The sequence below is a fragment of the Bradyrhizobium sp. FW305-F6 genome, from assembly GCF_058782905.1.
Window position 1 is genome coordinate 1,705,236 of the sequence record NZ_JBYSYD010000001.1, and the last position, 14,035, is coordinate 1,719,270.

Annotated in this window: 15 protein-coding genes; 6 read left to right on the plus strand and 9 right to left on the minus strand. The window is 65.4% G+C overall.

Translation table 11 applies throughout. The annotated features are described in order from the left end of the window. The first annotated feature begins 2 nt into the window (after nt 1-2). Nucleotides 3-653 (plus strand): aspartate/glutamate racemase family protein, encoded by a 651-nt coding sequence (locus AC3WLX_RS08295; RefSeq protein ID WP_291623396.1) that lies wholly within the window; start codon nt 3-5, stop codon nt 651-653. Here the strand turns inward: AC3WLX_RS08295 and AC3WLX_RS08300 are convergent. Next, nucleotides 650-1,297, minus strand: coding sequence for a TetR/AcrR family transcriptional regulator (locus tag AC3WLX_RS08300; RefSeq protein WP_492335454.1), 648 nt, complete (start codon nt 1,295-1,297; stop codon nt 650-652). The two genes, AC3WLX_RS08295 and AC3WLX_RS08300, sit on opposite strands and share 4 nt — an antisense overlap. A gap of 138 nt (nt 1,298-1,435) precedes the next feature. On the opposite strand from AC3WLX_RS08300, the gene AC3WLX_RS08305 reads away from it, so the two are divergent. From AC3WLX_RS08305 to AC3WLX_RS08320, 4 genes are all read left to right on the plus strand, one after another. After that, nucleotides 1,436-1,645, plus strand: a complete 210-nt coding sequence (locus tag AC3WLX_RS08305; protein WP_291623393.1) for a ferredoxin — start codon at nt 1,436-1,438, stop codon at nt 1,643-1,645. Nucleotides 1,646-1,722: 77 nt separating this feature from the next. Next, the gene (locus AC3WLX_RS08310; protein ID WP_492335455.1) at nt 1,723-2,943 is read left to right on the plus strand and encodes a cytochrome P450; all 1,221 of its coding nucleotides are present in this window, start codon (nt 1,723-1,725) and stop codon (nt 2,941-2,943) included. 36 nt (nt 2,944-2,979) lie between these two features. After that, the gene (locus AC3WLX_RS08315; RefSeq protein WP_492335456.1) at nt 2,980-3,642 is read left to right on the plus strand and encodes a sulfite oxidase-like oxidoreductase; all 663 of its coding nucleotides are present in this window, start codon (nt 2,980-2,982) and stop codon (nt 3,640-3,642) included. A gap of 27 nt (nt 3,643-3,669) precedes the next feature. Beyond that, nucleotides 3,670-4,893 (plus strand): bifunctional alpha/beta hydrolase/OsmC family protein, encoded by a 1,224-nt coding sequence (locus AC3WLX_RS08320; RefSeq protein ID WP_492335457.1) that lies wholly within the window; start codon nt 3,670-3,672, stop codon nt 4,891-4,893. A 9-nt stretch (nt 4,894-4,902) separates the two neighbouring features. Here AC3WLX_RS08320 and pdxR read toward each other — a convergent pair whose 3' ends face one another. Further along, entirely contained in the window at nt 4,903-6,351 is a 1,449-nt protein-coding gene (gene pdxR, locus AC3WLX_RS08325) for a MocR-like pyridoxine biosynthesis transcription factor PdxR (protein WP_492335458.1), read from the minus strand. 82 nt (nt 6,352-6,433) lie between these two features. Here pdxR and AC3WLX_RS08330 point away from each other — a divergent pair, with 82 nt between their 5' ends. After that, nucleotides 6,434-7,348, plus strand: a complete 915-nt coding sequence (locus tag AC3WLX_RS08330; protein WP_492335459.1) for a DMT family transporter — start codon at nt 6,434-6,436, stop codon at nt 7,346-7,348. Here the strand turns inward: AC3WLX_RS08330 and AC3WLX_RS08335 are convergent. The 7 genes from AC3WLX_RS08335 to paaC all read right to left on the minus strand — a co-directional run bounded on the left by AC3WLX_RS08335 (nt 7,327) and on the right by paaC (nt 13,980). Further along, nucleotides 7,327-8,382, minus strand: coding sequence for a YeeE/YedE family protein (locus AC3WLX_RS08335; RefSeq protein ID WP_492335460.1), 1,056 nt, complete (start codon nt 8,380-8,382; stop codon nt 7,327-7,329). The two genes, AC3WLX_RS08330 and AC3WLX_RS08335, sit on opposite strands and share 22 nt — an antisense overlap. Nucleotides 8,383-8,495: 113 nt before the next feature. Next, entirely contained in the window at nt 8,496-9,500 is a 1,005-nt protein-coding gene (locus AC3WLX_RS08340; RefSeq protein WP_492335461.1) for a quinone oxidoreductase family protein, read from the minus strand. Nucleotides 9,501-9,564: 64 nt separating this feature from the next. Further along, a complete protein-coding gene (gene paaK, locus AC3WLX_RS08345; protein WP_492335462.1) occupies nt 9,565-10,896 on the minus strand; it encodes a phenylacetate--CoA ligase PaaK in 1,332 nt (443 codons plus the stop codon). Between the two features lie 38 nt (nt 10,897-10,934). Then, a complete protein-coding gene (paaI, locus tag AC3WLX_RS08350; RefSeq protein ID WP_492335463.1) occupies nt 10,935-11,384 on the minus strand; it encodes a hydroxyphenylacetyl-CoA thioesterase PaaI in 450 nt (149 codons plus the stop codon). 101 nt (nt 11,385-11,485) lie between these two features. Beyond that, on the minus strand, nt 11,486-12,568 hold the full coding sequence (paaE, locus tag AC3WLX_RS08355) for a 1,2-phenylacetyl-CoA epoxidase subunit PaaE (RefSeq protein ID WP_492335464.1): 1,083 nt from the start codon (nt 12,566-12,568) through the stop codon (nt 11,486-11,488). A gap of 138 nt (nt 12,569-12,706) precedes the next feature. Then, complete coding sequence (gene paaD / locus AC3WLX_RS08360; RefSeq protein WP_492335465.1) at nt 12,707-13,210, minus strand: 1,2-phenylacetyl-CoA epoxidase subunit PaaD; 504 nt, start codon at nt 13,208-13,210, stop codon at nt 12,707-12,709. After that, complete coding sequence (paaC, locus tag AC3WLX_RS08365; protein ID WP_492335466.1) at nt 13,204-13,980, minus strand: 1,2-phenylacetyl-CoA epoxidase subunit PaaC; 777 nt, start codon at nt 13,978-13,980, stop codon at nt 13,204-13,206. The genes paaD and paaC overlap by 7 nt, the downstream gene beginning before the upstream one ends. Between the last annotated feature and the right edge of the window lie 55 nt (nt 13,981-14,035).

Below are 14,035 nucleotides of genomic sequence, written 5' to 3' on the forward strand. Positions count from 1 at the left end.
CCATGACGATACCGCCCCGAATTGCCCTCATCCACGCTCTCAAGCATTCCATCGCGCCGATCGAGGCGGCATTCGCGAAGGCGTGGCCCGAGGCGCGGCTGATGAACCTGCTCGACGACAGCCTGTCGGCGGATCTCGCGCGGGAGGGCCAACTCAACGACGTCATGACCGAGCGCTTCCTCGCGCTCGGCCGTTACGCGGCAGCGACGGGAGCGGAAGGGATCCTGTTCACTTGCTCGGCTTTCGGACCCTGCATCGAGGCGGTCGCGCGCGCGCATGCGCCGATGCCGGTGCTCAAGCCGAACGAGGCCATGATCGAGCGTGCCGCGACGATGGGCCGGCGCATCGGCCTGCTCTCGACCTTTCCGCCGACCCTGGCGTCGATGCCGCCCGAGTTTCCCGCTACGATCGAGGTCGTGCCGAAACTTGCCGAGGGCGCGCTGGCCGCGCTCGACCGCGGCGACCGCGTTACACATGACCGGCTGATCGTCGAAGCGTCGGAGGATCTGCGCGACTGCGACGTCGTCGCGCTCGCGCAATTCAGCATCGCGGCGACGGCGCCGCTGGTCGCGGAGGCCACCGGCCGTCCCGTCGTGACCACGCCGGACAGCGCTGTCGAGAAGCTGATGAGGCTGCTGCAGGCAACGGCCTAGGCGCCAGCCCTTGTCCGGCGCCGCGCATCCTTGATCGCGACCGCGAGTGCGGCCCTGGTCTCGTCGACGAAATCTTCCACCAGCTCCTCGCGCGTTGCGTGCGCGGCCTCACCGGTGAGCAGGCCCTGCTCGGCGAGCATCACCACGCCGTGCAGAGCCGCCCAGATCTTGAGCGCCTGCCGCTCGCGCAGATAGCCGACGGCGGGCGCTTCCAAAGCTTCGATCACCAGCGTAAAGGTCTCCCGCGTCGCCTCGTGCAGCTCGCTGCCCTTGGCCGCACAGGACACGGTCCGCGAAGCGAACATCAGGCGGTAGATACCGTTGCGGCGCAGACCGAAATCGAGCGTCGCCAGCGCCAGCCGCAACAGCTTCGACTGCTTCGACGGCTTTGCCAGCGCCTCGCGCAGAAGCGCCGAGAATTGCCTGAATGCCTCCGCCGTGACTGCTGCGAGCAGCGCCTCGCGGTCGGCAAAATGCCGGTACGGCGCCGGCTGCGAGACACCGAGCTGCTTGGCGAGCGCCTTGATGCTGATCGCCTCGGCGCCGCCCTGCTCCGCCTGGTGCAGCGCGGCCTTGATCAACGCATCGCGAAGATCGCCGTGGTGGTAGGTCTTGTCGGGCTTGCGGGCGGGTTTTGAACGCATGTTGAAGGCCGAGCCTATAAGTTTGCGCTTGACAGGGGAAGTCCGCCGCGAATGTAATAGCCTATAACTTAAAGAGAATTCGAACGAGGAAACGCGCCGCCCCTTCGGGCCCTCGCGCGCACGACCAGGGAAGCTGCGATGGCAGAACGATTGAAGGTCCGCGTCGATCCCGAGAAATGCCAGGGCCATGCCCGCTGCAAGGCGCTGGCGCCGGAGCTTTTCGAGCTCGACGAGTTCGGTAACGCGCACGAAGCCGGCGACGGCACGGTCCCGCTTGGGCTCGAGGACAAGGCCTGGCTTGCGAAATCCAACTGCCCGGAAATCGCAATCGATGTGATCGAGGAGTAGCGCTGCCCCGCCGCGTGCCTTCAGCGAGTTCGAGCCAAGCGATTGAGCCAAGGGATCGAGCCAAAGGATTCCCCGCCATGTCCGACGTCAACCAGCCCGCCGCCCACCCGCCCGTGACCGACTGGGTCCATGATTTCGACCACACCGACCCGCAATGGACGGAAGACCCCTTCCCGATCTGGGACCAGCTGCGCGCCACAAGCCCCGTGGTGCACACGAAGCGCTTCCTCGGCTGCTACCTGCCGACGACCTATGAGGCCGTGCGCGAGATCGCCAACGATACCGAGCACTTCTCCTCACGCCGCATCATCGTCCGCGATGTGCGTCCGGAGGTCGCCAGGAACGCAGCCCCGCCGATCACCTCGGATCCGCCCGAGCATAAGCCCGCCAAGCAATTGCTGCTGCCGCCATTCACCCCGGATGCGATGAAGAAGCTCGAGCCGCGGGTTCGCGCGATCTGCAACGAGCTGATCGACGAATTTATTGCCGACGGCAAGGTCGACGCTGCCGCACGCTACAGCAAATACATCCCGGTGCGGGCGATCGCGCACATGCTCGGCATTCCCGAGAGCGACAGCGACCTCTTCATCAACTGGATCCACATGATCCTGGAGCTCGGCATCAAGGACGAGACCAAGCTGCTCCAGGCCGTGCACGAGATGACGGCCTATTTCAGCGGGCACATCGAAGCGCGCAAGAACAAGCCCACCGACGATCTGATCTCGTACCTGATGAACGCCAAGGGCAAGGACGGCAATCCACTCGAGGATTCCCATGTGCTGGGCTCGCTACGCCTGCTCTTGATCGCCGGCATCGACACCACCTGGAGCGCGATCGGCTCCTCGCTCTGGCATCTTGCGAAGACACCCGCCGACCGCGAGCGGCTGATCGCCGAGCCGGAGCTGATCCCGAACGCGGTGGAGGAGTTGCTGCGCGCCTATTCGCCGGTGACGATGGCGCGCGAGGTGGTCAAGGAGACGACGGTCTCGGGTTGCCCGGTCAAGCCGGGCAACATGGTGCTGTTGTCCTTCCCGGCTGCGAACCGCGACCCCAAGATGTTTCCGGACGCTGACAAAGTCGTGATCGACCGTCGCGAGAACCGTCACGCCGCCTTCGGTCTCGGCATCCACCGCTGTGTCGGTTCCAACCTGGCGCGCATGGAAATGCAGGTGGCGCTGGAAGAATGGCTGAAGCGGATTCCCGATTTCCGCCTCGATCCGGCAGGCACCGTGACCTGGTCACAGGGCACGGTGCGAGGCCCCCGGCAGTTGCCATTTCTGCTGGGAAAGGCGATGTAGGCTTCTCCAACCCCAGTACGGAGAAGCTGGACGGCCATGGCTGACGACGACACGCCGCCCGACAGCAAGCTGACGCGCACCAAGGAGAAATGGGCGCGCGAGGGCCGCTTCCTCACCGGCAAGGTGATCCGGCCGGAGGATCAGCGGCTGCCGCCGGGGCAGCACCTCACAAAAGATTGGCCGGTGCTCGATCTCGGCGTCACGCCGCCGGTGTCGCGCGAGCGCTGGCGGCTCGACGTCTACGGCGCGGTCGAGAGCCCCGTGTTCTGGACTTTCGACGAGTTCATCGCGCAGAAGCAGGACCGGTTCACCTCCGACATCCATTGCGTGACGACCTGGTCGCGCTATGACAACGAGTGGGACGGGCTCGCGACGCGCGAGCTATTGGCGACCTGCCAGCCACGCGAGGATGCGCGCTTCGTCGTGCTTCACTCCTATGACGGCTACACCACCAATCTCGCGCTGGAAGACTTCGCCGCCGAGGATGCGCTGCTGGCCCATAGCTGGTCGGGCCAGCCGCTGACGGAGGAGCACGGCGGCCCGGTTCGGCTGGTGGTGCCGCACCTCTATTTCTGGAAGAGTGCGAAATGGCTGCAGGCCATCGAATTCCTGACCGAGGATGCGCCGGGCTTCTGGGAAGTCCGCGGCTACCATAACCGCGGCGATCCCTGGGCCGAGCAGCGCTACTCGGACGATTAGGCTTCAAGTAGGAACGAGGGGAATCCCATGCCGACGGAGCGCTTTCAGTTCACGGGCGAAGGGGGCCATCAGCTTGCGGCCGCGCTGGAGTTGCCGGACGGCGAGCCCGCGGCCTATGCACTGTTCGCGCACTGCTTCACCTGCGGCAAGGATACGCTGGCGGCCAAGCGCATCTCGGTTGCGCTCGCCGCCAAGGGTATCGCGGTGCTGCGCTTCGACTTCACCGGGCTCGGCTCCAGCCAAGGCGATTTCGCCAATTCGACGTTCTCCTCCAACGTCGCCGACCTCGTGCGCGCGGCGGACCATCTGCGCGAGGTCCGCAAGGCGCCCTCTATCCTGATCGGGCACAGCCTCGGCGGCGCAGCGGTCCTCGCTGCAGCAGGACAAATCCGCGAAGCCAGGGCGGTCGTGACCATTGCGGCGCCGTCCGATCCCGCCCACGTCACGGGTCTGTTCAAAGAGCATATCGACAGCATCCGCTCGCAGGGCGAGGTGGAAGTTTCGCTTGCAGGCCGCCCGTTCCGCATCAAGCGTGAGTTCCTCGACGACATCGCCGAGCACGAACTAATGAAGGGTATCGCTGGCCTGCACAAGGCGCTGCTGGTGATGCACTCGCCGGTCGACGACACCGTCGGAATCGACAACGCGACGAAGATCTTCGTCGCGGCGAAGCATCCGAAGAGCTTCGTCTCGCTCGACCATGCCGATCATCTGCTGAGCAAGCCCGCCGACGCGCTCTACGCGGCCGATGTGGTCGCGGCCTGGGCCAGCCGCTACGTCGACGCGGCGACACCGGCAAAAGCGATGGACCTCCCCGAGGCGCCGCGGCAGGTCGTGGTGCAGGAGACCCGCAAGAGCAAGTTCAACCAGACCATCACCGTCGGGCCGCATCATCTGGTGGCGGACGAGCCTGTTGCGGCTGGCGGCGCAGATGCCGGGCCGGGCCCGTATGACTTCCTGCTCGCCGGCTTAGGTGCCTGCACCTCCATGACCATGCGCCTCTATGCCGACCGCAAGTCGCTGCCGCTCGATCGCGTCACCGTCAGGCTGAAGCATTCCAAGATCCACGCCAAGGACTGCGCGGAATGCGAGACGCGCGAGGGCATGCTCGACCAGATCGAGCGCGACATCGCGATGGAGGGCGCACTCGATGCCGAGCAGCGCAGGAAGCTGATGGAGATCGCCGACAAGTGCCCGGTGCACCGGACCCTGACGTCGGAGATCCGCATTGTGACGACAGCGGTGGACTAGGCACCTACACTACAAGCAGGATGCCATCGTCCGCACGGCCGCGCTGATCTCGCTCTCGCGCCAGGCCGCAAAGCCGAGCAGCAGGCCGTGATCGCGGGGCCGCCCGACCGCCAGGCCTGACAGGGCGCGCGTCTCGACCCCCGCCGCAAGCAGCCGCCTCACTGCCGCCTGATCAGTGCGACCGCGCTTGACGCGAGCGACAAGTTGAATGCCTCCAGGGGGCACTTCGACCGAGAGCATCCCGCCGAGCTGTCGTTCTAGTTCGTCGACGAGGTGGTCGCGGCGCGCGTGATAGAGCCGGCGCACCCGGCGCAGATGCGCGAGGAAATGCCCATCGGCGATGAACTCGGCGAGTCCTTCCTGAATGTGACTCGAAGCGAGCAGCCCGATATGCCGCTGCGCGATTTCCAGGGTGCTGGCCAGTGCCGGCGGCGCCACGAGATAGCCAAGCCGGATGTCCGGCGTCATCGCCTTCGAGAAGGTGCCGACATAGAACACGCGGCCATGGGCATCGAGCCCCTGCAAGGCCGGCACCGGCCTGCTGTCATAGTGGAACTCGCCGTCGTAATCGTCCTCCACGATCCAGGTCTTGCCGGGCCTGCTCAGGCTGAGAAATTCGGCGCGGCGGGCCAGCGACATCAGCCGCCCGGTCGGATGCTGGTGCGACGGCGTCATGAAGATCAGCTTTGGTGCTTCAAGCCCCGGCATCCGCTGCATGCCCTGCTCGTCCAGTCCGATACCGGTCACGCTTGCACCGGACGCCCGGAAGGCAGCCGCGGCACCGGGATAACCGGGATCCTCAACCCAGACCTCATCGCCCGGCGCGACCACGGTCGCGGCAATCAAGGTCAAGGCAGCCTGCGCGCTCGGCAGGATCATGATCTGGTCTGCGGTGGCCCGGACACCCCGGCTGGTCGCCAGATAATCCGCGAGCGCCTCGCGCAGGCGCGTCCGGTTAACCGGGCCGAGCTCCCGCCTGGCTGCACGCACGGCACTGCGGCGCAAGCAACGCGCCCAGACCTCGTCCGGAAACTCTCTGAAATCGCCATGCCCCGGGCGCAACGGCCTCAGTGATCCCTGATAGGACATCGGCCAGTCGGTCTGCTTGAGGTTCAGTGCCCAGGCCGAAAGTCGCAGCTCTCCGGAACGACCGCGCGCCGCCGCGGCACGCGCTCCTAAACGACGTCCGCCTCCATCGACCGTAACCACCGGACGGCGGCCGTGCGATGCCGCAACATATCCCTCGGCGGCAAGCTGCTCGTACGCATAAGTGGCGGTGTTCCGGGAGACCCCGAGATCGCTCGCAAGCCGACGGCTCGACGGCAGCATACGACCCTTCCCGAGACGCCCGCTCGCGATCAGGTCTCTAAGCTGGCTCGTCAGCTGCGTCACCAGCCCCGCGTCGTCCGTCCGCTTCAAGTCGATCAGAGCGGAGATCACCTCTTCCGAAACTGGCATCGTACTATTATCCAATCTGGCGCTTTTTTAGGTGCCAGTGGCGATGCTATCCCGCGAACTGGAATGCTTCAAGGACTCCGAGATGAACTCACCTTCACCCCGCGCGGCCGTCGGCCTGTTCCTCATTGTCGTGCTGGCCTGGGGTGTGAACTGGTCGGTGACGAAGCAACTCGTGGAATTCGTCTCGCCGCTGTGGACCAGCGCGATCCGGAGTTGGATCGCGCTGGTCGGCCTCATCGTGATCCTCGGACTGAGCAAGAATCTGGTGATCCCGGAACGGCGCGATATACCCGTCATCCTCAGCGTCGCGCTGCTGCACATGACGCTGTTCTCGATCCTCGTCGCGGCGGGCCTGCGCTTCCTGCCGGCGAGCAAGGGCGTCGTGCTCGGTTACACCACGCCACTCTGGGTCGCGCTCGCCGCGCCCATGCTCGGAAAGGAGGTGCTGACCGCGCCCAAGCTTGCCGGCGCTCTGCTCGGACTGATCGGGCTTGCCGTCATCCTGAACCCATCCTCGATCGACTGGACCAGTGCCGGTGTCTTGCTCGGCGCCGGCATGATCATCCTCGCCGCGATCTCCTGGGCCGCGAACATCATCTATCTCCGCGCGCACCGCTGGATCGCGTCTCCGCTCCAACTCCTGCTCTGGCAGGTACTCGTGGCCACGGCCGTGCTGTCGACACTGGCGATAATCATCGACGGGCTGCCGCACGTCGATTGGTCGTGGAGGCTCGTGTCGCTGTTCCTGTATTCAGGCCTGATCGGGACGGCGCTGGCCTATTGGGCGATGTCGATGGTCAACAAGAGCATCTCGGCGCTGACAACCTCGCTCGGGACTACTGCGACGCCGCTTGTCGGCATCGCCAGTGCCGCGATCTTGCTGGGCGAGCCGATCGACGTGAGCCTTGCCGTTGCGGCCGGACTGATCGTCACTGGTATCGGCCTTGCGACGCTCGGCGATCGACTGCTTCGCGGTCAGGCCACTGCGAGCGGCTGAACCCGCAGCGCGCCGCGCAAGCCTGCGGCGGTGCCGAGCAGAATGCCGGCGAGCGCCACGAACGACCCCAGCGCGAGCGTCGAGACGCCTGTCAGCCCCTGCCCAATCGAGCAGCCGAACGCCATCACACCCCCGATGCCCATCAGCGCCGCGCCGCCGCCTGAGCGCAGCATGTGACGCGGTGAGGAATAGCCTTCGAGCTTGAAGCGGCCAGTTGCGAGTGCCGTGGCCAAGCTGCCGGCGACGACGCCGGCCACTGTCGCGATGCCGAAATTCAGCGTCAGGCCGGTCGAGAGCATGGCATATTGCAGGGCATCCGCGATCGGCGCGATGAAGGTGAGCGAAGTCACCGGGACGGGGTTGAAGTCGTCAGCGCCGAGATAGCCGGTGACGTACCAACCTCCGGCCACCAGCAAGCCCACAATGACACCTGCCGCGATCTGTCCCGGCGAACGACGAAACCCGGCGTGCGCGAACGCGAACGGAATCAGCGCGACAACCATCGCGGCAGCGGCAAGCGCGCGCGAAAGCGGTTCCGCGAGGCCGAGCATCGCCAGCACGGACGGCAGCGAACTTGCGCTGACGGTCGCTTGCGAGGCCTGGACCAGCGCGATCCGCGCCGGTGCGATCAGGCCCTTCAGCGTCATCTGCGCGGCGATGGCGAGCACGATCACGACGACGAAGGAGCGGAGATTGCCGCGGCCGAGCAGCACCAGCGCCCGCGAGCCGCAGCCGTTCGACAGCACCATGCCGTAGCCGAACAGCAGGCCGCCAAGGAACAGCATTGCCGGCGAGAACGAAGTCTGCAGGTAGATGGACTTGTGAAGATCGACCATGCCGCTGCCGGCGAGGAATTGGCTCGCGGCGATCGCAACGGCGATCGCCAGCGCATAGGTCCGCACCAGCCGCCCGTCTCCCCCGACCAGCCAGCCGCGCATGCTGCTCATCAGGCAGAAGCCGCTGAGCAGACCGACGGCGCCGTAGACGAGACCGATGCCGAGGCCGGCGAGGACGACGAGTTGGGCGGATTCCATCAATTGTTCTCAGACCTCGACACTCTCCAATCATTGCGAGCGCAGCGAAGCAATCCAGAAATGCATCCGCAGAGACAGGCGGGTTGCTTCGCTGCGCTCGCAATGGCGATGGGTTACGGCTTCAGGATCACGCGGTCGCGCGACGAGCCGGCGACGGCGACGTACGCCTCCCGGGCGCGCTCCAGCGGATAGATCGCACTCGCCTTGATCGGGAATGGTTTGAGGTGACCGCTCGCAAGGCCCGGGCCGAGGTCGCGCAGCACCGCGCCGGTCGCGGTTGACGATAGACCCAGCGTGTCGATGCCGACATAGGTGTGCTGCCCCCGATAGAATTCGAGGATGTTGAACTGCACGATGCGGTCGATCGCGGCGATCAGGATCTGGCGACCGCGAAGCGCGAGCGATTTGTGCGCTGCCTGGAAATAGGGATCGCCGACCGTGTTGAAGACGATGTCGGCGCCCTTGCCGCTAGTCAATTCGCGAACGCGCGCGGCAACGTCGGTCGCGGAGGCATCGATCACCTCAATGGGCGCGTTGGCGTGGCCTTCGTAGGCTTCGGCCTTGCGCACGACGCCGATGACGCGAGCGCCCTGCCAGGTCGCGATCTGCACCGCGGCCTGACCGACCTTGCCGTTGACGCCGAGCACCAGCACGGTGTCGCCGGCCTTCGGCAAGCCCGCGCGGCGAAAGCCCTCCATCGCAGTGACGAAGGGCACGCCGATGCCGGCGGCCTCTTCCCAAGACAGCGTGTTGGGCTTCTCAACCACAGCGTCGGCTTCGACCACGAGGTGGCTGGCATGGGTGCCGTCACGACGGATGCCGAGATCGCCGGACGACCCGAACACCTCGCCGCCGATTGCTCCGGCCGGCCCGTCGATCACCACGCCGGCATAGTCGCGGCCGGGGGTCCGGGGAAACACGGCATAGGGCATCAGCCCGGTCGCAGCCTTGACGTCGGAGGGATTGACGGCGGCGGCCTTCACCTCGATCAGGAGATCGTTCGGCCCGCGCGTGAGCGTCTGGCGCTCGACGACTGGCGCAAGCGCGGCGGCGTTCTCAGCCTTCACATTGAGACGCACGCAGCGCGCTTCGATGGATTTGGCATCAGCTGGCGACATGACAGGACCCGCGATTTCTCGCGGGCCTTGTCGCCTTTGAGCCCGGTCGAGTCAATCCGTCAGGTCAATCCTTTGGCCGCTTGTCGAACAGCCGCTTGGCCTTGCCGAGCGAGCGTTCCAGCGTGGCCGGCGCAACCACCTGCACCCTGGAGCTGACACCGATCGTGTTCTTGATGTGGGTCGAAATCCGGTCCGCATGGTCGACGAGCCCGCTTCCGTCCCAGCTCTCGGGCCGCGCCTCGGCGATGATGGTGAGCTCGTCCATGCGGCCTTCGCGGGTCAATTCCAGGATGAAGTGGCCGCCGCACCAGTCGGTCGCGAGCAGCACCTCCTCGATCTGGGTCGGGAACAGGTTGACGCCGCGCAGGATGATCATGTCGTCCGAGCGCCCGGTCACCTTCTCCATGCGCCGCATGCCGGGACGCGCGGTGCCCGGCAACAGCCGCGTCAGGTCGCGGGTTCGATAGCGGATGACGGGAAAAGCCTCCTTGGTCAGCGAGGTGAAGACCAGTTCGCCCTTCTCGCCGTCCGGCAGCACCGCACCCGTCTCTGGGTCGATCACTTCAGGGTAGAAGTGGTCCTCCCAGATGTGCAGCCCGTCCTTGGTCTCGATGCATTCCTGCGCGACACCGGGGCCGATCACTTCGGACAGTCCGTAGATGTCGGTGGCGTCCATGTCGAAGGCGTCCTCGATCTCGGCGCGCATGGCGTTGGTCCAGGGCTCGGCGCCGAAGATGCCGATCTTGAGCGAGCACTGGCGGGGATCCAGCTTCTGGCGCTTGAACTCGTCGAGGATCGCCAGCATGTAGCTCGGCGTCACCGTGATGATATCAGGCCGGAAATCGTTGATCAGCTGCACCTGCCGCTCGGTCATGCCGCCCGAGATCGGCACCACGGTGCAGCCGAGCTTCTCGGCGCCGTAGTGCACGCCGAGACCGCCGGTGAAAAGGCCATAACCATATGCGTTGTGGATGATCATGCCGGTGCGGCCGCCGGCGGCACGGATCGAGCGCGCCATGACCTCCGACCAGGTGTCGATGTCGCCTTGCGTATAGCCGACCACGATCGGCTTGCCGGTCGTGCCGGATGAGGCATGCACCCGCACCAGCTTTTCGCGCGGCACGGCGAACATGTTGAAGGGATAATTGTCGCGCAGGTCCGTCTTCACTGTGAACGGAAACCTTGCCAGATCGGAGAGCTGGCGGAAGTCCGTCGGATGCACGCCGGCCTCGTCGAAAGCCTTGCGATAGTGCGCGACGTTGTCATAGGCGTGCTTCAGCGACCAGGCCAGCCGCTGCTTCTGCAGCGCCATGATCTCGTCGCGCGAGGCGCGCTCATACGCGTCCATCTCCGCGCTATAGGTGTTGCCACCTTCCTTGAGCTTCGTCAGAGCCATCCTCGTTTCCCCACATTGTTCGTTCTTTTCTGTTTGTCTTATTGATCCGGCGTCGGCAGCCACGTGCCGGGAATAACCCGCGAATGCCCACGAAATTCCGCGATCACGATCTCGCCCGCGGTGACGCGCACGTCGTAGATGCCGGAGCGGCCGCCGCGGGTGATCTCCCGCGCTCTTGCGATGAGCCGGTCGCCGAGCTTGCCTGGCTTGATGAAGGTGATCTGCCCCTGCGCGGCGACGACGCGCTCGTTGTGCGAGTTGCAGGCGAACGCGAAGGCGGAATCGGCCAGCGTGAAGATGAAGCCGCCATGGGCGATGCGCTGGCCATTGACCATGTCCGGCCGCACCGTCATCGCGAGCGTCGCGAAGCCCGGGCCGATCTCGACGATCTCCATGCCGAGACCCTTGGAGGCATCGTCCTCGGCCCACATCGCATCGGCGCAGCCGCGGGCAACATGCTCAGGCGACAAAGCAGCTTTGACGTTCACGCGCTTCTCCCGGCCAGACGTTTGCTCATGATGTTCTGCTGCTTGGCCAAAACTGTCAAATAATGCGACGCATTTGCATTCATGGGGTCTGATCGGCCCGATCAAACATGATCATAATCGACCACGACCCGCTCCGTGGACGGCTTGGCCTGGCAAGTGAGAACAAAACCGGCCTTCAGCTCCCACGGCTCCAGCGAATAGTTGATGTCCATCGGCGCCTCGCCCTCGACCAGCTTGGCCCGGCAGGTCGAGCACATGCCGCCCTTGCAAGCGAAGGGCAGATCGACGCCGGCGCGCAGCGCGGCGTCGAGGATGGCCTCGTCCTCCGCCACCGGCACGTCCCGGCGCTTGCCGTCGATGATCAGCGAGGCAATCGCTCTCGGCGGCGCGTCAGCTTCGACCGTCTTCTTCGGCCGCGGCTTGCCGCCGAACTCGGAGACGAAGCGCTCGACATGGATGCGCTCGTCCGCGATGCCGAGCCCGCGGCAGGTCGCCTCGATGTCCTCGCTCATGCCAAGAGGACCGCAGATGAAGACGTGATCGACGCTTGACGCCGGCACCAGTGCGCGCAGCAGCACCCGCACCTTGTCGCCGTCGAGCCGGCCGTGCAGGATCGGAATGTCCTGCTCCTCGCCGGAGAGCACGTAGAAGATCGATAGGCGATCGATGAAGCGATCCTTCAGCTCCTCGAGCGCCTCGAGGAACATGATGTTGTCGGTGGTGCGGTTGCCGTAGAACAGGAAAAAGCGGCTGCCGGGCTCGCGGGCGAGCACGCCCTTGACGATCGACAGGATCGGCGTGATGCCGGAGCCTGCAGCGAAGCCGACATGAACACGCGCACGATCTGCCGGCGGGACCAGACCGAAGCGGCCGGTCGGCGTCATCACGTCGAGCTCGTCGCCGCATTTGAGATCTTCGGCGGCCCAGCTCGAAAACGCCCCGCCATCGACCTTCTTGACGGCGATACGGATCTCGCCGTCATCAGGGCCGGAACAGATCGAATAGGAACGGCGCACTTCTTCGCCGTCGAGCATGGTGCGGAGTGTCAGGTACTGGCCGGGCGTGAAGGCGTAGTCGCCGGCGAGCTCGCCCGGGATGGCGAAGGTCATTGACACGGCGTCGGATGCCTCGCGGCGGAGGTCGCTGACGGCGAGGCGGTGGAAGCGCGGTGCGGCTGCGGACATCAAGGGCACCCTCGTTCGGTCTCTCCATCGTCCTTGCGAGGAGACCTTGCGACGAAGCAATCCAGACTGTCCCCGCGAAGACAGTCTGGATTACTTCGCTTCGCTCGCAAAGACGATGGGCCTGGCATCATGCGTCTCTCAATGACACTTGAAATAGTCGAAGGGCTCGCGGCAGGCCTTGCAACGCCACAGCGCCTTGCAGGAGGTCGAGCCGAACTCGGAGAGCAACTCGGTGTTGTCCGAGCCGCATTGCGGGCAGGCCACCGCCTGATCGCCAAACAGCGCTCGGCGCGAGCCCGCCGCTTGCGGCGGCGCGATGCCGTAGGCGCGCAGCTTCTGGCGCCCCTCCTCGGTCATCCAGTCCGTGGTCCAAGCCGGCGACAGCACGGTTCTTACCCTCGGATGATGGAAACCGGCGCGCTCCAGCGCGACCTCGATTTCAAGCGCGATCATGTTCATCGCCGGGCACCCCGAATAGGTCGGCGTGATCTCGACCTCGACATGATCGCCGTCGAGAACGACGTCGCGCAGCACGCCGAGATCCGCGATGGTCAGCACCGGAATTTCCGGATCGACCACGCTGGCCGCAGCGTTCCAGGCGCGCTGACGCAACTCGCTATCGCGCTCCAGCACCATCACCATGTCAGCCCCGGAAAAGTCCGCTGCATCGACTGCAGCTCCGACAGGAGATGCCCCAGATGCTCGCTGTGACGACCGGAGCGGCCGCCCTGCTGCATCCACTCGTTCTGCGGCAGCACGAGCGTTGCCTCGCGGGTGACATCCGAGAGCGTCGTCAGCCAGCGACCGCGCAAGCTCCCGGGATCGACGACAATGCCGTCATGGATCAGCGCGCGCTCGCCGTCGTCGACCGAAAACATCTCTCCGGTGAAGGCCCAGAGATGATCGATCGCAGCCTGCGCGCGTCGGTGGCTCTCGTCGGTGCCGTCACCAAGCCGGATGATCCATTCCGAGGCATGGCGCAGATGGTAGGCGCTCTCCTTCTCCGATTTAGCGGCAATCGCCGCCAGCGTCGCATCGCGCGAACTCATCATCTCGCGCCAATAGAGATCGGCGAAGGCGGAATAGAAGAATTGGCGCACCAGGGTCTGGGCAAAGTCGCCATTGGGCTGCTCGACCAGCAGCATGTTGCGGTACTGCCGCACGTCGCGCAAGTAAGCGAGCTTGTCCTCGTCGTTGTCCCTGCCTTCGGCCTTGGCGGCAAAGGTGTAGAGCTCCCGCGCCTGGCCGATCAGGTCCAGCGCGATATTGGAGAGCGCCATGTCCTCTTCCAGCATCGGCGCGTGTCCGCACCATTCCGACAGCCTGTGACCGAGGATCAGCGCATCGTCAGCGCGGCGCAGCGCGTAGAGCACCAGCGGCGTTTCGGAGACCAGGACGTTGGCAACAGGCATATTCTATCCACTTGTTCCGATCTCATCCTGAGGAGGCGCGTAGCGCCGTCTCGAA

Coding starts and splice junctions, on each gene's coding strand:
- AC3WLX_RS08295 (WP_291623396.1), top strand. CDS start 3: ATGACGATACCGCCCCGAATTGCCCTCATCCACGCTCTCAAGCATTCC.
- AC3WLX_RS08300 (WP_492335454.1), bottom strand. CDS start 1,297: ATGCGTTCAAAACCCGCCCGCAAGCCCGACAAGACCTACCACCACGGC.
- AC3WLX_RS08305 (WP_291623393.1), top strand. CDS start 1,436: ATGGCAGAACGATTGAAGGTCCGCGTCGATCCCGAGAAATGCCAGGGC.
- AC3WLX_RS08310 (WP_492335455.1), top strand. CDS start 1,723: ATGTCCGACGTCAACCAGCCCGCCGCCCACCCGCCCGTGACCGACTGG.
- AC3WLX_RS08315 (WP_492335456.1), top strand. CDS start 2,980: ATGGCTGACGACGACACGCCGCCCGACAGCAAGCTGACGCGCACCAAG.
- AC3WLX_RS08320 (WP_492335457.1), top strand. CDS start 3,670: ATGCCGACGGAGCGCTTTCAGTTCACGGGCGAAGGGGGCCATCAGCTT.
- pdxR (WP_492335458.1), bottom strand. CDS start 6,351: ATGCCAGTTTCGGAAGAGGTGATCTCCGCTCTGATCGACTTGAAGCGG.
- AC3WLX_RS08330 (WP_492335459.1), top strand. CDS start 6,434: ATGAACTCACCTTCACCCCGCGCGGCCGTCGGCCTGTTCCTCATTGTC.
- AC3WLX_RS08335 (WP_492335460.1), bottom strand. CDS start 8,382: ATGGAATCCGCCCAACTCGTCGTCCTCGCCGGCCTCGGCATCGGTCTC.
- AC3WLX_RS08340 (WP_492335461.1), bottom strand. CDS start 9,500: ATGTCGCCAGCTGATGCCAAATCCATCGAAGCGCGCTGCGTGCGTCTC.
- paaK (WP_492335462.1), bottom strand. CDS start 10,896: ATGGCTCTGACGAAGCTCAAGGAAGGTGGCAACACCTATAGCGCGGAG.
- paaE (WP_492335464.1), bottom strand. CDS start 12,568: ATGTCCGCAGCCGCACCGCGCTTCCACCGCCTCGCCGTCAGCGACCTC.
- paaD (WP_492335465.1), bottom strand. CDS start 13,210: ATGGTGATGGTGCTGGAGCGCGATAGCGAGTTGCGTCAGCGCGCCTGG.
- paaC (WP_492335466.1), bottom strand. CDS start 13,980: ATGCCTGTTGCCAACGTCCTGGTCTCCGAAACGCCGCTGGTGCTCTAC.